The sequence below is a fragment of the Bacteroidota bacterium genome (assembly GCA_016720935.1).
GTDB lineage: Bacteria > Bacteroidota > Bacteroidia > AKYH767-A > 2013-40CM-41-45 > JADKJP01.
This window is the reverse complement of sequence record JADKJP010000003.1, coordinates 267,461-286,134: the sequence shown is the minus strand read 5'-3', so window position 1 is coordinate 286,134 and position 18,674 is coordinate 267,461. Positions and strand designations below refer to the sequence as shown.

Genomic DNA, 18,674 nt, shown 5'->3' with positions numbered 1-18,674 from the left:
AAAATCAAAAACGGTGGCCTTTAGGGGACCACCGTTTTTGTTGACCTACTAGGGCTCGAACCTAGACTCTTCTGAACCAAAATCAGACGTGTTGCCAGTTACACCATAGGTCAATTTTGGGAGGGCAAAAGTAGAAAAAGGATATTCAAGAACAAAGATTTTTTGGAGAATTCACAGATGGCTCTGTTGAATTGGTATAAAGTATTAGGTATTAGGTATTAGGTATTAGGTATTAGGTTCTTGATGCTTAGGTTCAATAACTTAATAACTCAATAACTTAATAACTCAATAACTTAATAACTCAATAACTTAATAACCAATTAACTCAACAACTCACTTCGTCGCAATCAGGTAAATATCCCAGCATTTGTCCAGATTGCTTGTTTGCAAATGAAAGTCCTTGGTGCTGATGTCAGTGGTGGTGCTCACTTTTTCTTTGAGCTTACTCCGCATCATGTTGGTAACCAGATTATAAGGTTTAGTAAGCCATGCTGATGGCAATCTTTGGTGCAATTTGAACACATCCCATTTCAGGATCATGCGAACAAATTTTCCGTTTTCTTCATAGTATTTATTTACCCTCTCATTTCCGTTCAATCCCTGAAGCTCAAACGTTTTGGTGATCGTGGAAACTTCGGTTCTCATTTCATCAAAAGTGTATTCATGCACGTGAAATGGATTTCTTGCAAGAGACATCTTATTATTAGGAGTCGTAACCAGGAGTTTTCCACCCGGCTTCAATACTCTTAAACATTCTTTGATGAATTCAGCACGTGGGTGGATATGTTCGATAAACTGAAAAGAGGTAATCACATCATAACTCTGATCGGCTAATGGCAAAGGCGGAATGACCGCCCTTTCAAAATTCAGATTTTTAATTGAAGCATATTGGTTCCTGTTCGACTGAATGGTTGACTCATCATAATCCAGACCTGTAATTTCAGAAGCGGATTCAGCCATAAGGGCTGTGCCATAGGCATTGCCACATCCGACATCCAGTACTTTTTTGCCTGTGATAAAAGGCCTTGCGAATTCGTATGCAAACTGACATCGCTGATACGTTACATTATTGGCCTCATCATGGTGGGCACGCTCGTGTGAACTCATAGTTTTTTAATAAGGGCATCAAAGGTAAAAAGTTCACTAAACTTCTATCAGAATTTCTAAAAATCAAAAAGCCCCTCAAATTCCTACAAACAAAAAAGACGAATTCCCGGTCATTTCCGGAGAATTCGTCTTCAAATTTCTTTAGATCTTCTTAGTGTGAAACCACCAGACGTGCAGTTTTCAACTCTCGTCGATCCGCAACAAGCTTGTAAAAATAGACCCCATTCGGTAAATCAGCAGTTTCCATCCGAATCATGGATACCGGCTCTTTTACAATCACTTCTCTAACCATTTTGCCTGTCAGATCAAACAAACGAAGTTGTACTCCTTCTGTATGCGGTGTTGTTAATTGAATGGAGAAAGATGCATTTGCAGGGTTCGGAGCCGCGGTAATATTTTCGTTATCAGAAATGGTATGATCCGAAACACCTGTAAGTGTTGCGGGAACCCATGCACTAAGATCAATATAATAAAGGTGATTGCCACTGCCGTTATCTTCGTCTGTCAGGTAAATTTCATTACTGCTCCAGAAAGTAACTGCTTCTTTTTGTGTCCAGGTACCACTGATATTAATTTGTGTGTGCTGACCTTCAAAGAAATTACTTCCCTGAAAATTTCTGAAGAGATGTAAATGTGTATTTGAAATAAGTATCAATGTTGAACCATCAGGACTGATGTCCGCAGAAGTGGTTCTGTCGTTGGTATAAAAACTATCTACGAGAGTAGCAACATAAGTACCGGGAACATCCGGCAAAGAATACATTTTAGTATAACCTATTGCTGATCCATCCGTTTTTGTAAAAAGAAAAAGATGTCCATTGTGATGAACAAACGATTCCACATCAAAATTCATCCATGGAGAAGGAAACTGCTGCTGATCTGGATATGTGAAATTGATTACTTCAGCGGTAACTGATGAGCCGGAAACAGTGGAAGGATAAGGAGTACGGTAAATGTGCAGATTTGTACGATCACAGGCATTATTTCCGAAATCTCCGATAAACATGTAGGTCCTGGAATAATCATGGGTAATGTCTTCCCAGTCGTAATTCACAGCTCCAACAACATTCACTGTACGGGTGAGTGTACCTGAATTGCTGACTTTATAAAGATTATTATCACCATAACCATCGTTATGAGTCCAAAAACTTGATCCACCCGTGAAATCCACACCCGATGATTCAACCAATTGTCCGGGTAAATTGCCCATAACCGTAGCGTTCACTGCAAGAAGCCTTGCGCTGGACAAGCCCAGTACGGAGCAGACAATAAAAGTTCTAAAGAAGAAATTAAGTAGTGTGTTTCTCATTGAAAATTATATTTTGATTAAGGATTTTTCTTCCCCTCTGAAGGAAAATGAATGACCAAAATATACAACGGCGCAAATGTAAAACAATTCTTAATTAAATGATATTCTTACAGTTAAATACCAATTTCCCCCTCTTCATTTTATCAACAACCTAACTCGGTTTTTGAAATAAAAAGGGACTCTTTCTTAAATTGGGAATGAATTTAACATGAAAAAAATTGTTGTTTAACATAATACTGAATTGAGGACGTCGATTTTTCCTTTCATGAACTATTGGAATGAACAGAATGACTATCAAAAATCAGTTTCCGGCTCAAAATATTAGTGCCTACAGGTCAAAGTTTTAATAGCCGACATCCGATTTTTCAGAAAAAGCATTGCAATCCAGTTTATCTCCTTTATCCACCCAAGGGCCGGAATTCTTGAGAATCTAACCTGTCTGACTGTACTTAAAGCGTTTTTAGATGTGCCCTTATTTTATACCTTCGCAGGCTATCAAAATTTTTATAATCTCCTATGAATTATAAACGTACCAACAACCTTGTCGGCTGGTTCACGTTCCTCATCGCCGCGTATGTGTATATCTCTACGATCGAGCCAACAGGAAGCTTTTGGGATTGTGGTGAATTTATCGCCACAGCTCACAAACTGGAAGTAGGTCACCCACCGGGCGCTCCACTGTTTCTAATGCTTGCACGAATCTTTATCCTTTTTGGGGGAGATGATGTCCGCATGTATCCGATTGCTGTGAATATATTATCAGCATTGATGAGTGCTTTCACAATCCTTTTCCTGTTCTGGACCATCACTGCACTGGCACGCAAAATTGTAATCGGTAAAGGAGAAATTTCCACTGATAAACTCATCGCTGTCATGGGAGCCGGGCTCGTTGGTGCACTGGCCTATACATTCAGTGATTCATTCTGGTTCTCTGCTGTAGAGGGTGAGGTATATGCGAGTTCATCGTTCTTCACCGCGATTGTTTTCTGGGCCATTTTCAAATGGGAAAATGCCGCTGACGAACCTCACAATTTACGATGGCTGATCCTGATCGCATATCTGATGGGGCTTAGTATTGGAGTCCACTTGTTGAACCTCCTTACCATTCCCGCGCTTGCCTTTGTGATCTATTTCAAAAAATACAAAGTATCCACAAAAGGAATTATTTACACTGCTATTCTCGGGACACTTGTACTTGGTTTTATTCAGTATGGAATTATCCAGGGAGCAATAACACTTGCCGGAACATTTGACCGGGTCTTTGTGAACGGCTTCGGAATGCCATTCGGTTCAGGAATTATTTTTTACGCATTACTTATCGTCGCAGGTGTTATCTGGGGCTTGATCTACACGAAGAAAAAAAATCATCCGATCTGGAACACGGCAATTCTTTGTTTCGTTTTCATCATGATCGGTTATTCTTCCTTTGCGCAAATTGTAATCCGCTCCGCGGCGAATCCTCCGCTCGATGAGAACAATCCTGAAAACGTGTTCAATTTCATTTCCTATCTGAAACGTGAACAGTATGGAGAGCGTCCGTTGTTTATCGGTCAATACTACAATGCAAAAGTTATTGATCAGAAAGTTGGCGATGATACCTGGGCAAAAGTGGAAGGCGAATCAAAATATATAAAAGGTCCTTCTAAAATCGATCCGGTTTACGAACAGGATAAAACTACTGTCTTCCCACGAATGTGGAGCAATCAGCAAAGTCACATCAACGAATATAAAAAATGGGCAGATGTAAAAGGTGACCGCACACCAACCTTTGGAGAAAATCTGAAATTCTTCTTTGTTTATCAGATGGGAGAAATGTACTGGCGTTATTTCATGTGGAATTTCGCGGGACGTCAGAATGACCTACAGGGACCCGGAGGAATTACAAAAGGCAATTGGTTGAGCGGTGTAAAATTCATCGACGAAATGCGTCTTGGCCCTCAGGATAACCTACCGGAAACAATGACCAACAATAAGGCACGCAACTACATGTATTTCCTGCCTTTCATTCTCGGTATCATCGGAATGGTTTATCACTATTCCCGCGATAATAAAGATGCCTGGGTTGTTATGTTGCTCTTCTTCTTCACCGGTATCGCGATTGTAATCTATCTGAACGGAACACCACTCCAACCACGTGAACGGGATTATGCTTATGCAGGATCCTATTATGCATTCGCGATCTGGATAGGCCTTGGTGTACTTTCACTGTATGAGTTTTTGAAAAAACGTGTCCCTGCTACTGCTTCTGCTGTAGTTACCACAGCTCTTTGTCTTGTCGCAGTTCCTGCAGTGATGGCCAAAGCGGAATGGAATGATCATGATCGTTCTAACCGTTATACTTCACGCGATTTCGCGACTGATTATCTCAACTCCTGTGCACCGAACGCGATTTTGTTTACAAATGGAGACAACGATACTTTCCCCTTATGGTATGTTCAGGAAGTTGAAAATGTGCGTACAGATGTGCGTGTTGTCAACCTGAGCCTCCTGAATACGGAATGGTACGTTGATCAGTTGAAACGTAAGTATTATGATTCTGATCCAATAGCGATCAGCTGGACTCAGGATAAGTATATGCTTGGACGCCGTGACTATATTCCGTTCTATGATCGCGGTATTAAAGAGCCGGTTGAACTGAAAGAACTTGTCGATTTCATGGGTAGTGATGATCCACAGGCAAAAGCCCGCACAAATTCAGGCGAAGAAATCAATTATTTCCCGACTAAAACAGTAAAACTCACCATTGATTCCGCTGAAGTAATTGCTAACGGTGTCGTTCCTGCAAAAGATGCGGATAAAATCGTGAAAGTGATGCAATGGACACTCGATGGAAGCTACCTCATGAAAAATGATCTCATGATCCTGAACATCCTGGCCAACAATCACTGGAAACGCCCGGTTTATTTCGCGACAACAGTTGGTTCTGAAAATTACCTCAATCTTGAACCTTACTTCCAGCTTGAAGGACTCACCTACAGAATTGTTCCTATCCGCACTGAATCCAGGAGCGAAATGGTTCCCGGACGTGTAAACACTGACATCATGTACAATAACGTGATGACAAAATTTGTCTGGGGCAATATGAAAGATCCTGCTGTATATCTGGATGAAAACAACATGCGGATGACTACCAATTTCCGAATTAATTTCAGCCGTCTTGCGGAAGAATTGATGAACGAAAACAAACGTGACTCAGCAATCAAGGTTCTTGATAAATGTGTGGAAGAAATGCCTGATAAAACTATTCCATACAATTATTTCATGACCAAGATCGCTGAACTCTATTATCGTGCAGCAGGTGCTTATAACCGTCAGGATACGCTGATGGCAGCCGATATGGAACTCACAAAGAAAAATGAACTTATTGCAAAAGGCAATGCTATCTCAGAACGTATCGGCGCGATATATGGTGATAACATGAAGTATTATCTTTCACTGAAAGGAACAAAGTATTACAAACTTCTGGATCAGGACATGAACCAGGCTTTGTATATCCTTCAGTCTTTAACAAGTATTCTGAAACAAACCAACCAGAAAGAGCTTTCGGACAAAACAGAAAAAGCTTTCCTTGGCTTTGCCAAAGAATCCGGATACTAAAACAATTCTATTTTCCATTTATAAAAAGGCTGCCTCGATCGGGCAGCCTTTTTTATTCTTCAAATATCATTGTAATCCTTCCCGCTTTTCGATAATTTTACAGACAACCGGAATTCTTCAATCATGTTTCGATTACTTTCTTTCTTTTACCCATCTCTGCTTTGGCATGTCCCGGTTAAAGACAAAATTCTTTATCTCACATTTGACGACGGACCGATTCCGGAAGTCACACCCTGGGTTTTGGAAGAATTAAAAAAGAGAAATGTCAAAGCGACATTTTTCTGCATCGGAGATAATGTAAGAAAACACCCAACGATATTTCAAAGCATTCGTGAAAATGGTCATACTACAGGGAACCACACATATCATCATTTGAATGGATGGGATACAGCAGACAAAAAATACAGCGAAGACATTGAACTTGCCAACAAATTAATTTCTTCCAGACTTTTTCGTCCACCTTATGGAAAAATCAGGATTTCACAGATCTCCGCGCTCAAAAAAAAATACAGGATTGTGATGTGGGATGTTTTGAGCAAAGATTACGATACCAACCTGAACGGTGAGCAATGTTATCAAAGGGTAATAAAAAGTGCTCTGCCCGGCTCAGTGATTGTTTTTCATGACAGTCTTAAAGCACAGGATCGCCTTCGGCTTGCGCTGCCAAAAGTCATGGATCATTTTATCAAAATGGGTTATACATTTGCAGCCTTACCAGAAAATTAAAACAAACATTCCAATTTGTCACGGCTCACATTCCTTTTACTTTTTATTTTCTTCATCCCCTTAAATTCAGGAGCACAGGAAGCACGTGGAGTCATGGGTGTAGGTCTTTCAGCAGGTGCATCCAATTACGCGGGTGAACTCGACGATAATTTCACCCTCATCTTCACCCGGCCGGGGTTTGGCGCGCATATCAATTTTCTGTTTTTCTCCCGGGTCCATATTCGACTTGCCGCTTTTCACGGCCGTGTAACAGCCAGTGACGCGAATGGAGTCAACTTGTCCGGAAACCAGTATCGCAATCTGAGTTTTTATTCCGATATCGATGAAGCAGGAATTCATTTCATCTATAAACTGGAAAACCGAAAAAGAGGATTTTCAAAACGCAACATTCTTGCACCTTATGTCTTCGCCGGTTTCGCTTATTTTCAGTTCAACCCGAAACGTGACCTGAACGGAAAGACTTATGAATTGCAAAAAGTAGGAACAGAGGGACAATACCTCCAGGGACCATATCCTAAACCCTACTCCCTTCAACAGTTTTCAATTCCTGTGGGAGGAGGTTTTATGCTCAAAGTGACTCAACATTTTGATGTTGGCGCGGAAATCGGTTTCAGAAAAACTTTTACCGATTATCTAGACGATGTAAGCACACATTATCCCGACAAACAAGAATTGCTCGCAGCCCAAGGACCTGATGCTGTCTTTTTATCCGATCCATCCAATGATCCGGATTATCCCGGTGGCAAACCAAATTTTGGCGCAAGAGGAAATCCCGACAATCTTGATTGGTATGTGTACACCAATATTAACTTTACATATTATTTTACGACCAATCTCTTCAAAGCCTATAAACCAAAAAATAAATTCAAAGGCGATACATGCAAAGGGCTTTTATTCTGAAGCAGGATTTTTTCCGGAAATTACATTGTTAGTTTTTCCTTCAACCAGGTTTTATAATTCAATATTTCGGAATCTCCTGAATCTTCTTCTTCCGATGTAAAAATAAGTTGCTTTACTTTTGCCATCAGATTTTTTTCTTGTTTAAGTGAATCACTTTCGATGAGTTTTCCAATGACGCTGACCATTAAAATCTCCCTTGAATTCACCTGCTTGTTGAAGAACTCTTTGAAATCCTTTTTCACCTGACGGATTTTATTTTCGAGGACATCAAAATCTTTCAATTCATAACGAATCATTAATTCGGCAATCGCGATTTTAAATTGCAAAGAACGATCGGCTTTCGCGTAACCGTCAAGCAGATAAAGCTTGTTGAGATTACGTATCGACAAATGGAAATCCTTTTTATCGAACCATGAAACAGCAAGGTTGAGATAAACAAACATCTCGTAAAATGGATTGGAACGGATTTTTTCATTCCCTTTCATCTCTTCCAATATTTCTATCGCACGATTACGGTCGAGACGTGAATAGTTGATCACAAGAGAATTGTAATAAAAGAACAGGTACTTGTCATAATACAAACGCTGATATTCCTCCATCGCCAAACGCAACTGTTCGGTGTAATGCAGGGATTCTTTCAGCTTATTGTTTTTGAAAAGTGAGTTCACCAGGTACACCAGCATCTGCAATTTCGTATCATGATTGGTCCTGACAAAAAGTTTTTCTTCATTAAATTCCTTAAAGACAGATAATAAATATTCTTCAAGTGCTTTGTAATCTCTTTTTTGAAGCAATATCTGAGTAACCGCATGATATATCCTGAACCTCAATTTCGCGCTGCGGATCAGTTCTTTGTCCTGTGAATAATTTTCTACCGTTTGCTGTAGCAATGGGAGAATTGGATTTTCATCAGAAGCGAAGTTCTGAGTCAGTTTCATTTTATAACTGACCACGGCCAGAATATCCTCGATCGCACGCAGCTGGCGGATTTGTTCCTGGTTTTCTTTTCTTTTCTGAATGTATTCTTCAGGATTGATGGATAACAATTCATGAGAAAGCCGGATGAAATCCCCGTAAATAATATCGAGCAATTCAAAATTCTCAGTCTTTCTCGCCTCTGCTTCCGCCTTTTTCAAAAAATAATTCGCTACCCGTGTATTGTTCCTGCTGAAATAAAATTTTTCAAGTGCCAGCAAATGCAATGTATAACCGGTCTCATCATCATCGTAATGTTGAATGAGGGTGCTTTTATTAAGATCCTGCAGCAAACGGTTACGCAACCGGTAAAAGGAATTTTTATCTTCAGAATGATATAGTTTTTTGAAGATTTTCTCTTCATCGTACTCCTCCCCGGTCTTACGCATGTAATCAAAAAGCTGGATATCGAGCCGGTCGTCACGGTCGTGACTTCGACTGAGATACACTTTGAAATACCGGACCTGTTCTTTGCTCATGCCGGCCACAATGGAATTCAATATGTCCATATTCTGGTTTTGAACGGGTAAGAAATATAGAAAATATATTTCGAATCTGAAACAGATTTTGATACATTTGATCAACTTATTAAAACGGACAGGTATGAAACTTCGAAGCTTATTGATTTTCGCTTTTTTCGGGCTCGGTTTGCAGCTGAGTTTTGGGCAGGCGAGGCTCTCAATTACCAGCCTGGCAAACTTTCCGGTCGCCAGCCAGGATACCGCATATGATATTCAATCCTATGATTCTGTTACCATAAATATCAGCAACACCGGAAACCAAACATTTACCGGAGCTTTTGACGTTTTGGTACAGGGTAACCCGGGTGTAACGGACACAATTTATTCCGACAGCAGTGCAACTCTTCAGATCTTTCCGGGCGACTCTGTTATTGCCAGACCACTACCCTATCAATTTGATTTGACACATTACGACGATGGTGATAACATCGTAGTCGTATGGCCTGCGGCAAGAACCGCCGGTGTTCAATCCGACACCCTCACGGTGCATGTGTATTTTGTTCGGCTGAGTGGAATTGAAGAACCCGGAACGCAGTCAATTCTGGCCTATCCGAATCCTGCGGTACAATTTATCAGGCTGGAATCGAGCCCGGATAACGATGTTAAATACGTAAGAATTATTGATTTAAAAGGGGCTGTATTGTATTACTCAACGGTGTTTAAGAGTTACCTGGATGTGAGCCAATTGAGCCCGGGAAATTACCTGATCGAACTTGGTCGTAAGAATGGAAAATCCCGTTTCGCGAAAATTATCAAGGAATAAATAGCGATAAATAAAGAGTATTGTTGAGTTTAAGGTTTAGGAATAGAAACGCCGGAACAATCCGGCGTTTCTATTTTCAGAAAATTGAAACATGTTTCCCCTATCTTTGTTCAGTTTTTTATGGCAAAAATTCTTTCTTATCCGGCCTATTGCACCAGCCTTACACGTTACTCCCGTTATGTGACACGGGAAGTGAAAGTTGGTGATCTTGGTATCGGTGGCAAAAATCCGATTCGTGTTCAATCCATGACGACCACGGATACCATGAACACCATAGCCACAGTTGAACAAAGCATTCGGATGATTGAAGCCGGATGCGAGCTTGTACGCATCACAGCGCCAAGCATCAACGAAGCGAAGAATCTCGAGAACATCAAAAAAGAACTACGTCAACGGGGATACAATACTCCTCTGGTTGCTGATATACATTTTACTCCCAATGCAGCTGAATGGGCTGCGCGTGTAGTGGAAAAAGTACGTGTGAACCCAGGCAACTACGCGGATAAAAAGAAATTCGAATCGATAGATTATACCGATGCGGCTTATGATGCTGAACTGGAAAGAATTCGAGAACGTTTCACTCCTCTTGTAAAAATCTGTAAAGAATACGGTACTGCCATGCGAATCGGCACCAATCACGGTTCGCTGAGTGACCGCATCATGAGTCGTTATGGTGATTCTCCTCTCGGTATGGTTGAATCCGCCCTTGAGTTTTTAAGAATTTGCGAGGAGAACGAGTACAAAAATATTGTGCTCTCCATGAAAGCGAGTAATCCACAAATCATGGTTCAGGCTTACCGGCTTCTCATCCAAAAGATGGAATTGGAAAACATGAATTATCCTTTGCATCTCGGTGTTACTGAAGCAGGCGAAGGAGAAGATGGAAGAATAAAATCAGCCGTTGGAATTGGGACGCTCCTTGAAGACGGCATCGGAGATACTATTCGTGTGTCTTTGACGGAAGATCCGGAGTTTGAAATTCCTGTAGCGCTTTCATTGGTGGGACGGTATGGTGAGAGGGAGAAAGTTCAGGATGAGATTGTGGTGATTGAAAGAAGGGACGAGGGACGAGGGACGGGGGACGATGGGGCTGAACATAAGCTGACTTTACCCTATTCGCCGTATGAATATAATCGAAGAAATTCTTTAACGGTTTCAAACATTGGTGGTCATGAGGTACCTCGTGTAATCGCGGATTTTAGTCATAAGGAAAAAATTACTGCCGCTTCCTTATTTCCGGTTGGATACAATTACGCGGTAGCAAGCGATAAATGGAACCTGAGTGATCAGGCATGCGATTATATTTATACAGGAGATAAAAGTATCGACTTTGAAATTCCCGGAACGTTGGGTGTCATACTAAATGCTTCGATATGGCAGAATCTGAAAACACGGGATCGACATTTTCCTTTGCTCACTTTTTCTGAATTTCTAAAATCAGGAGTACTAAGCGGGCAATTAAATTTTATTTCTGTTACAATAAGTGATCTGTTAAAGGCGGAGTTTTCTTCATCAATACAAAAGGCATCAAAGTCTGTATTGATTCTGGAAACTTCAAATCCGCACGGGATGGCAGAACAAAGAAGAGCGATGATTGCCTTGATGGAAATGGACTGCCAGATCCCTGTCATCCTTAAAAGGAATTACTCAGGAATTTCAAGCGATGATTTGCAGCTTCATGCATCAACCGATTTCGGAGCTTTGCTTCTGGATGGTTTTGGTGACGGTATCTGGGTTTCAGCTCCTGAAGTCGCTTCAGAAAAAATGATCAACGCGACAGTCTTTGGAATCTTACAGGCTACACGTACGCGCATTTCAAAAACAGAGTACATCAGTTGCCCAAGCTGCGGACGAACTCTTTTCGATTTGCAGGAAACTACAGCGAAAATCCGTTCACGCACGGATCACCTCAAAGGCGTAAAAATCGGGATCATGGGTTGTATAGTAAACGGTCCGGGTGAAATGGCGGATGCGGATTACGGATATGTTGGAACCGGACCGGGAAAAATTACCTTATACAAAGGCAAAGAAGTTGTAGAACGAAACATTGATGAAAACCAGGCGGTGGAAGCACTTGTTGAGTTAATTAAGAAGCATGGGGACTGGCAGGAAGCGAGGGCTTTGATTGATTGCTGATTGTAGATTGTAGATTGTAGATTTGATGCGCGATTTGAGAATTTCTTTGTGTGCTTTGTGAACCCTTTGTGATGCAGGATTTTTTCAAAATTTAGGTTACAGTTATTAATTTTCGCAATACCTGAACTTCATTTTGTTCCAAGATAGCCTTTAATACTTTCAACATATTTTTCGAAAGCCTGAATACCTTTAGGGGTAACCTTACACGTGGTAAGAGGATAATTGTCGCGGAAGGTTTTATTTACAGTTATGTAATCCGCTTCCGATAATTTTGTGATTTGCACACTCAGGTTTCCTGCAGTTGCACCGGTTTTCTCTTTGAGAAATGAAAAATCCGCTTCCTTCACGCTGATGAGCAAGGACATGATTGCCAAACGCAATTGAGAGTGAAGGAGCGGATCGAGATCTTTAAACATCTTGAATTGTTTCGAAACAAATTTATTTTCTGATCAGGAATTAACCAGGTTGTTTTCTTTGGTAAATTTAGAACGTAACATGTATCCGGGTACAATATAACCGAAGAGGACCGCAGCAGAAAGTAGAATCAGTTGTGATTCAAAATTTACGAACATAGCGATACAAGCGAGTGACCAGTTAATGACACCTCCAAGAATCAAAGGCTTGAATTTCATCGCGCCGCCGGAAATGAACAACCAAATACCGTACACGACCATTACCATTGGATAGGTTTCAAGACCCAGTTTATTCATGAAGAATAATACAAAGAACAATGAAAAAGCAAATGCGCCCAATACATACATCATGACTTCATCAAGGTAGCTTTTGTATTGCTGTTTTTTACTTTCTTTTCTTCCATAAAAAAAACTGATCACACCACCCAAAGGCATCAGAATCATCCAGCCTATCCAATTGTATTCGAAATTAATTTTAAGCAAAACATAATTGGAAATACAGGCAATGAATACAAACCATCCCCAGAGGAGATAGAAAAATCCATTGTCTTCAAATTGTTTTTTTGCCGAGTGAATCATTTTGTGAATGAGTGCCAGGCTTTCTGCTTCGGTGAGGGGTTGGTTGGACTCCATGGTGGTTAGTGGTTAGTGGTTAGTGGTTAGTGGTTAGTGGTTAGTGGTTAGTGGATGTGGATGCGGCTAAAATCTAAAATCAGCAATCTAAAATCAAAAATTTGAGATTCTTATTTCTTCCGACATTCTTCCAGCATCTTCATTGCAAGGTCGGCTCCCCAGTGTGGGGCGACGGGCGAAATGGGTTTTTCGGTGGAGAATTTATTCACTGCTGCTTCCAGAGTTGGTAAGGCGATCTTTTTCCCTCCGCCATATTCTATAGGTGTATACATATCGGAAACGCCACGGAGATACAATGCGCGCGGATTGTCAGGAGAAATCTGCATGGCACTGTCAAGATAAGCTCTTGAAAGGATGCCAAACTTTTGTCCTCTGTTATATGGATCCACTGTGATTTTCATGCATGCTGCATAACAACGAAGAATCAAAATTTCCGCATTGTGTGGATTGAGTGAATCGGCAAGAGCTGCGAATCGCGTTGCCTGATCATAATATTCATCTTTCATCCTGCTTTCCTTTTGAAACATGCCCAATTGCAAAACAGAATACCCTTCATAATAAACGGGCAACCATTCTGCCGGTCTTTCAGAGGAAAGATTTTCAAATGCATGAAATAAATCGCTCCAGGTTTTTTCGTCTTTCGCCGAATCGAGTTGTGATACTCTGATTTCTAAACTATCAATATCGCTTTGAGCAAAGGATGAAATGCTCATCAGAAAGAAAATTAACCCGAGACTCTTTTTAAGATTCATATGTAATTTCATCATCATGGGCACAAACATAAAGTAGTTTATGTTATAAACCATAATAATTCGATAAAATATTTTTCATTTAGCTGATTATCAGCCTAATAATTTTGATTGAAGATTGCTTTTACAGCGGATTGATAGAGGAATCCTGGAAAAAAGTATGACTTACATACCAAAAACTTCCCTTGCGACCCAACCTTTACCCCAGTTTTCCATCTCTTCCGCATTCCAGAGTTCAGGATAAAAAACACGTTTTTGAAAACGCGGTGGGAGATATTTCTGCCAGTTGGTTCCTCCTGTCGCTTTGATGTCTTCAGGATCTTTTTGCAGATAACGGACAGCTGATTTGTAATGACTCAATGGCCAGTTGACATTGACATTCGTATCCAGCATCTTCAGGGCATTGATGATTTGCGGATTGCTCTGATCCGCTTCAGGAAGCATTTTATAAAGTTGCCACAAGTTGCAGGAATTGTATTTCCGTGCGAGCTCGATTAAATCTTTTGAATATTTTTCTTCGAATTGTTGCAGAGTAAGTGTCTTCTTTCCGGTTGCAAGTTCCGTCGCTCCGGCCTTCCAATAGATCTTTTCAAACATCTGGGGAATAGAAGCATTTTTATGTTCGAATTGAGCTCTTGAATTTTTATCTACCAGGTGAATGAAATCCGTAGAGCAAATTTCGATCATACGGTATTGCGCACTCTGAAAACCACTCGCCGGTAACAAACTCATTCGGAATTTCAGGAACTGATCCGGATCCATTCCGGTGACCATGATGTCGAAGGAACGAACGAGGTTTTCGAAATAGCTGTTGATGCGATTGACCCGTGATAAAAAGTATTTGCCATCGAGCGGAGATGCATCTGCCAGTTGTTTGTATTCATGCAGACTGAGTTTGAAATACAACTCGGTAATCTGATGATACATGATGAAAATTTCCTCATCCGGAAAACTGGTCTTGGGATTCTGCAGGGATAGTAAAGTATCCACGTGGATATAATCCCAATAGGTCAGATAATCCGCGTAGAGCAAGCCATCCAGATAAGACAGGATATCCTGTCCCATTGTGCTAAATTTCTTTTCCAGAGCTTCCAGCTTCTGGACCAGTTCGGGTTTCATTTCCATGGGTTGTAAGGTCGGAAACTCTTAGGAAATAGCAAAAAATGACTTTGCGTCTTTGCGTGAAAAAATTTCACACAAAGACACAAAGGTTTACATGCCTTTTAACATTTCAAGTCGTGACCAGCGGTCTTTGATTTCTTCGCTGGCGTGGTTCATGAAACTCAATGCGAGTTCGGGGTCTTTGGTTTTTACTACAGTGAACCGTGTTTCGCCGTCGAGGAAGACACTGAGTGGCAGAGAAGGTTCTTTGGAATCCAACACGAAGCGTTCGCCTTTGGGTTTGGATGGGTTGTAATGGAACAATGGCCAGTAACCGGTCTTCACCGCGTTTTGTTGATGTGTCGGTCCCATGCACATGTCGTAACCGTGCGCGATGCAATGGCTGTATGCAATGACAATAGATGGTCCGGGATAGGCTTCTGCTTCACGCAGGATGCGAACTGTTTGCGCGTCGTTGGCACCGATGGCAATTTGCGCGACGTAGGCTTTCTCGTGCGCGATCGCCTGCCATGCGAGATCTTTCTTGCCTGTGGTTTTTCCGTTGATAGAAAACTTCGCGCTCGCACCGAGTGGTGATGCTTTGGATTTTTGTCCGCCTGTATTGGAATACACTTCCGTATCCAGTACCAGGATATTTACATTCTCTCCGGTAGAAAGTACGTGATCGAGTCCGCTGAAACCGATATCGTAAGCCCATCCATCACCACCGACAATCCAAATGGATTTTTCGCTGAGGTAATCGGCCAGTTCAAAAAGATTTTTCGCTTCCGGTGTTCCGATTTCTTTCAACTTATCTTTCAATGTCGCGATCTGGTGTCTTTGCAACTGAATCGCTTTCTCATCGGTTTCTTTTGTATTGATGATGGCTTCGCTGAGATCCGCTCCAACTTTATCTTTCATCTTGTTCAGCAGGTATGTCGCCAGCTCACGTTTTTTGTCGGTTGCCAGTTTTATTCCCAATCCGAATTCCGCGTTGTCTTCGAACAGTGAATTCGCCCATGCCGGTCCCCTGCCCTCATCGTTTACTGTCCATGGTGTAGTAGGAAGATTTCCGCCAAAGATGGATGAACAACCTGTAGCATTGGCGATGATCATTTTTTCTCCATACATCTGAGAGAGCAGCTTGAGATACGGAGTTTCTCCACATCCTGCGCAGGCGCCGGAGAATTCAAAGAGTGGTTGCAGCAACTGTGTTCCTTTGACAGTGTTTTGATTCACACGGGAACGATCAATTTCTGGTAAGTCAAGAAAGAATTCCCAATTTTTCTTTTCCTTTTCTTCGAGAGCAAGTTTGTCGACCATGTTGATGGCTTTGTGTCCGGGTTCTTTCTTGCTTTCAACAGGACAGAACTCCACACAAAGATTACAACCGGTACAATCCTCCACAGAAACCTGGAGAGTATAGGCTTCATTCTCTTTCACAAATTCTTTTCCGATAGGATCCACATGCATGAATCCGGCAGGTGCATTTTGCAATTGTGTTTTGTCATACACCTTTCCGCGAATTGCAGCATGCGGACAAATCAGATAACACTTACCGCATTGAGAACAAAGTTCCGCGTCCCAAACAGGAATTTCATCCGCGATGTTCCGCTTCTCCCATTGTGATGTAGCAGTAGGAAAAATTCCATCGGCAGGGAAAGCGCTCACCGGAAGCTGGTCGCCTTCTCCGGCGATGATGCGGGCAATCACACTGTTTACAAAATCCGGAGATTTAGAAAACAGAGATGTTTGCATGTGACGCGTTCCAATCGGAAGATTCGCGTAATCCAATTGATACAGGTTTTCAATGGCTTTGTCGACAGCATCATAATTTTTCTGTACGACTGATTCTCCTTTTTTCCAATAGGTTTTATAAATCGCCTGTTTGATTTCCGCGATGGCTTCTTCCTTTGGAATTACGTTACTGATAGCGAAGAAGCAGGTTTGAAGAATGGTATTGATACGGCTTCCCATTCCGGTTTCCCTAGCCACCTTACCTGCATTCACCACATAAAATTTCAGCTCTTTGTGTTTGATTTCCTGCTGGATTTCTACCGGGAGTTTGTCCCAGACTTCTTCTTTTGGATATGGAGCATTGAGCAGGAAGGTCGCGCCTTTCTCCGCGTCTTTCAGAATATCGTATTTGATGAGGTAATTGAAATGATGACAGGCAATGAAGTTCGCGGAGTTAATCAGATACGCTGAACGAATTGGATTTTTTCCGAAACGCAGGTGAGAAACCGTCAGTGATCCTGATTTTTTTGAATCATACACAAAATAACCCTGTACATAATCGTCGGTTTTATCACCAATGATCTTGATAGAATTTTTGTTAGCACTAACGGTTCCATCCGCGCCAAGTCCGAAGAAGAGGCCACTGAAAAGATGTTGTTTCTCTATTGAAAATGAGGGATCATAATCGAGGCTGGTAAAAGTGACATCGTCTTCGATTCCTATTGTAAAATGATTCTTTGGTTCTGTTTTGGTGAGTTCCGTAAATATGGACATCACCATTGCAGGAGTAAATTCTTTTGAAGCGAGCCCGTAACGTCCTCCGATGATATCCACCTGTTGTGATTTTCTTCCTTCACGGAATGCGTTCACTGTATCCATGTACAAAGGTTCTCCTATGCTTCCCGGTTCTTTGTAGCGATCGAGTACGGCGATTCTTTTTACAGTTTTTGGAATTGCTTCGATAAAATCTTTGACAGAGAAAGGGCGGTATAATCTCACCTTCAGAACGCCGACTTTTTCACCGCGAGGATTAAGGTAGTCGACGATTTCGTGAACCGTTCCTCCACCGGAACCCATGATGATAATGATACGGTCAGCTTCCGGATGTCCGCAGTATTCGTACAGCTTGTAATTTCTTCCGGTAAGCTTGCCGAATTGTTTCATCGTTGCATCCACAACTTGCGGAACATTCATGTAGAATGTATTGGCCGCTTCGCGGCTTTGGAAAAACACATCCGGGTTTTGGGCTGTTCCTTTCAGACTGGGATGATCGGGAGAAAGTGAACGATTGCGGTGCGCGTGAACAGCATCTTTATCGATCATCTCATCAATGATTTCATCGGAGATCACTTCCACCTCTGATAATTCATGAGAAGTACGGAATCCGTCGAACACATTCAGGAATGGAATCCGTGCTTTCAAGGTCGCGGAATGCGCGATCAGCGCCAGATCCATTGCTTCCTGCGCGTTGTTTCCAAAGAGCATCGCCCATCCTGTAGAACGAACCGCCATAACATCACTATGGTCACCGAAGATTGATAATGCGTGTGTGGACAAAGCGCGTGCTGCAATATGAAAAACTGTCGGTGTAAGCTCGCCTGCGATCTTGTACATATTCGGGATCATGAGTAACAATCCCTGCGAGCAGGTGAATGTTGAAGAAAGAGCTCCGCCTTGTAATGCGCCGTGAATAGCACCGGCTGCACCGGCTTCACTTTGCATTTCGATGACTTTTGGAACTTGTCCGAAAATATTTGTTTGTCCTTTTGCCGACCATTCATCCACCCATTCACCCATCGCTGAGCTTGGGGTAATTGGATAAATCGCGCAAACTTCATTGGTTTTATAGGCGATATAAGCCGCGGCTTCATTTCCATCCATGATGGAAACATTTTTACGCTCTGTTAAATTCTTTTTTTCCTCCTGTACTTTTTCGACGCCGGTATCCATGTAAATCGATTGATTTTGAATAATTAATAACATCGAAAATTAGGTGCTTTCAGCGTT

General features: G+C 41.7%; 13 protein-coding genes and 1 tRNA gene. 5 read left to right on the top strand and 9 right to left on the bottom strand.

Features of this window, described 5'->3' with window-relative positions; all coding sequences use genetic code 11:
* Positions 1–40: 40 nt before the first annotated feature.
* The 3 genes from IPP86_03675 to IPP86_03665 form a co-directional block, all read right to left on the bottom strand.
* Positions 41–113 (bottom strand) — tRNA-Gln (locus IPP86_03675).
* Positions 114–333: 220 nt separating this feature from the next.
* Complete coding sequence (locus IPP86_03670) at positions 334–1,107, bottom strand: class I SAM-dependent methyltransferase (protein MBL0137616.1); 774 nt, start codon at positions 1,105–1,107, stop codon at positions 334–336.
* A gap of 151 nt (positions 1,108–1,258) precedes the next feature.
* The gene (locus tag IPP86_03665) at positions 1,259–2,416 is read right to left on the bottom strand and encodes a T9SS type A sorting domain-containing protein (GenBank protein MBL0137615.1); all 1,158 of its coding nucleotides are present in this window, start codon (positions 2,414–2,416) and stop codon (positions 1,259–1,261) included.
* A 516-nt stretch (positions 2,417–2,932) separates the two neighbouring features.
* On the opposite strand from IPP86_03665, the gene IPP86_03660 reads away from it, so the two are divergent.
* From IPP86_03660 to IPP86_03650, 3 genes are all read left to right on the top strand, one after another.
* Positions 2,933–6,013, top strand: a complete 3,081-nt coding sequence (locus IPP86_03660) for a DUF2723 domain-containing protein (GenBank protein MBL0137614.1) — start codon at positions 2,933–2,935, stop codon at positions 6,011–6,013.
* Between the two features lie 123 nt (positions 6,014–6,136).
* The gene (locus tag IPP86_03655) at positions 6,137–6,739 is read left to right on the top strand and encodes a polysaccharide deacetylase family protein (GenBank protein MBL0137613.1); all 603 of its coding nucleotides are present in this window, start codon (positions 6,137–6,139) and stop codon (positions 6,737–6,739) included.
* Positions 6,740–6,754: 15 nt separating this feature from the next.
* Positions 6,755–7,639, top strand: coding sequence for a hypothetical protein (locus tag IPP86_03650; GenBank protein ID MBL0137612.1), 885 nt, complete (start codon positions 6,755–6,757; stop codon positions 7,637–7,639).
* Positions 7,640–7,659: 20 nt separating this feature from the next.
* On the opposite strand, the gene IPP86_03645 is transcribed toward IPP86_03650, so the two are convergent.
* Positions 7,660–9,123: a hypothetical protein gene (locus tag IPP86_03645; GenBank protein MBL0137611.1), complete on the bottom strand. Its 1,464-nt coding sequence runs from the start codon at positions 9,121–9,123 to the stop codon at positions 7,660–7,662.
* Between the two features lie 94 nt (positions 9,124–9,217).
* Between IPP86_03645 and IPP86_03640 the strand changes: the two genes are divergently transcribed.
* Positions 9,218–9,898, top strand: a complete 681-nt coding sequence (locus IPP86_03640; protein ID MBL0137610.1) for a T9SS type A sorting domain-containing protein — start codon at positions 9,218–9,220, stop codon at positions 9,896–9,898.
* Between the two features lie 120 nt (positions 9,899–10,018).
* On the top strand, positions 10,019–12,034 hold the full coding sequence (ispG, locus tag IPP86_03635; GenBank protein MBL0137609.1) for a (E)-4-hydroxy-3-methylbut-2-enyl-diphosphate synthase: 2,016 nt from the start codon (positions 10,019–10,021) through the stop codon (positions 12,032–12,034).
* 128 nt (positions 12,035–12,162) lie between these two features.
* Here ispG and IPP86_03630 read toward each other — a convergent pair whose 3' ends face one another.
* The 5 genes from IPP86_03630 to nifJ all read right to left on the bottom strand — a co-directional run bounded on the left by IPP86_03630 (position 12,163) and on the right by nifJ (position 18,617).
* Positions 12,163–12,450: a transcriptional regulator gene (locus IPP86_03630; GenBank protein ID MBL0137608.1), complete on the bottom strand. Its 288-nt coding sequence runs from the start codon at positions 12,448–12,450 to the stop codon at positions 12,163–12,165.
* Between the two features lie 33 nt (positions 12,451–12,483).
* A complete protein-coding gene (locus IPP86_03625) occupies positions 12,484–13,080 on the bottom strand; it encodes a hypothetical protein (protein ID MBL0137607.1) in 597 nt (198 codons plus the stop codon).
* Positions 13,081–13,190: 110 nt separating this feature from the next.
* Complete coding sequence (locus tag IPP86_03620; GenBank protein ID MBL0137606.1) at positions 13,191–13,793, bottom strand: hypothetical protein; 603 nt, start codon at positions 13,791–13,793, stop codon at positions 13,191–13,193.
* Between the two features lie 201 nt (positions 13,794–13,994).
* Entirely contained in the window at positions 13,995–14,954 is a 960-nt protein-coding gene (locus IPP86_03615; GenBank protein MBL0137605.1) for a tryptophan 2,3-dioxygenase, read from the bottom strand.
* 87 nt (positions 14,955–15,041) lie between these two features.
* The gene (gene nifJ, locus IPP86_03610) at positions 15,042–18,617 is read right to left on the bottom strand and encodes a pyruvate:ferredoxin (flavodoxin) oxidoreductase (protein ID MBL0137604.1); all 3,576 of its coding nucleotides are present in this window, start codon (positions 18,615–18,617) and stop codon (positions 15,042–15,044) included.
* Between the last annotated feature and the right edge of the window lie 57 nt (positions 18,618–18,674).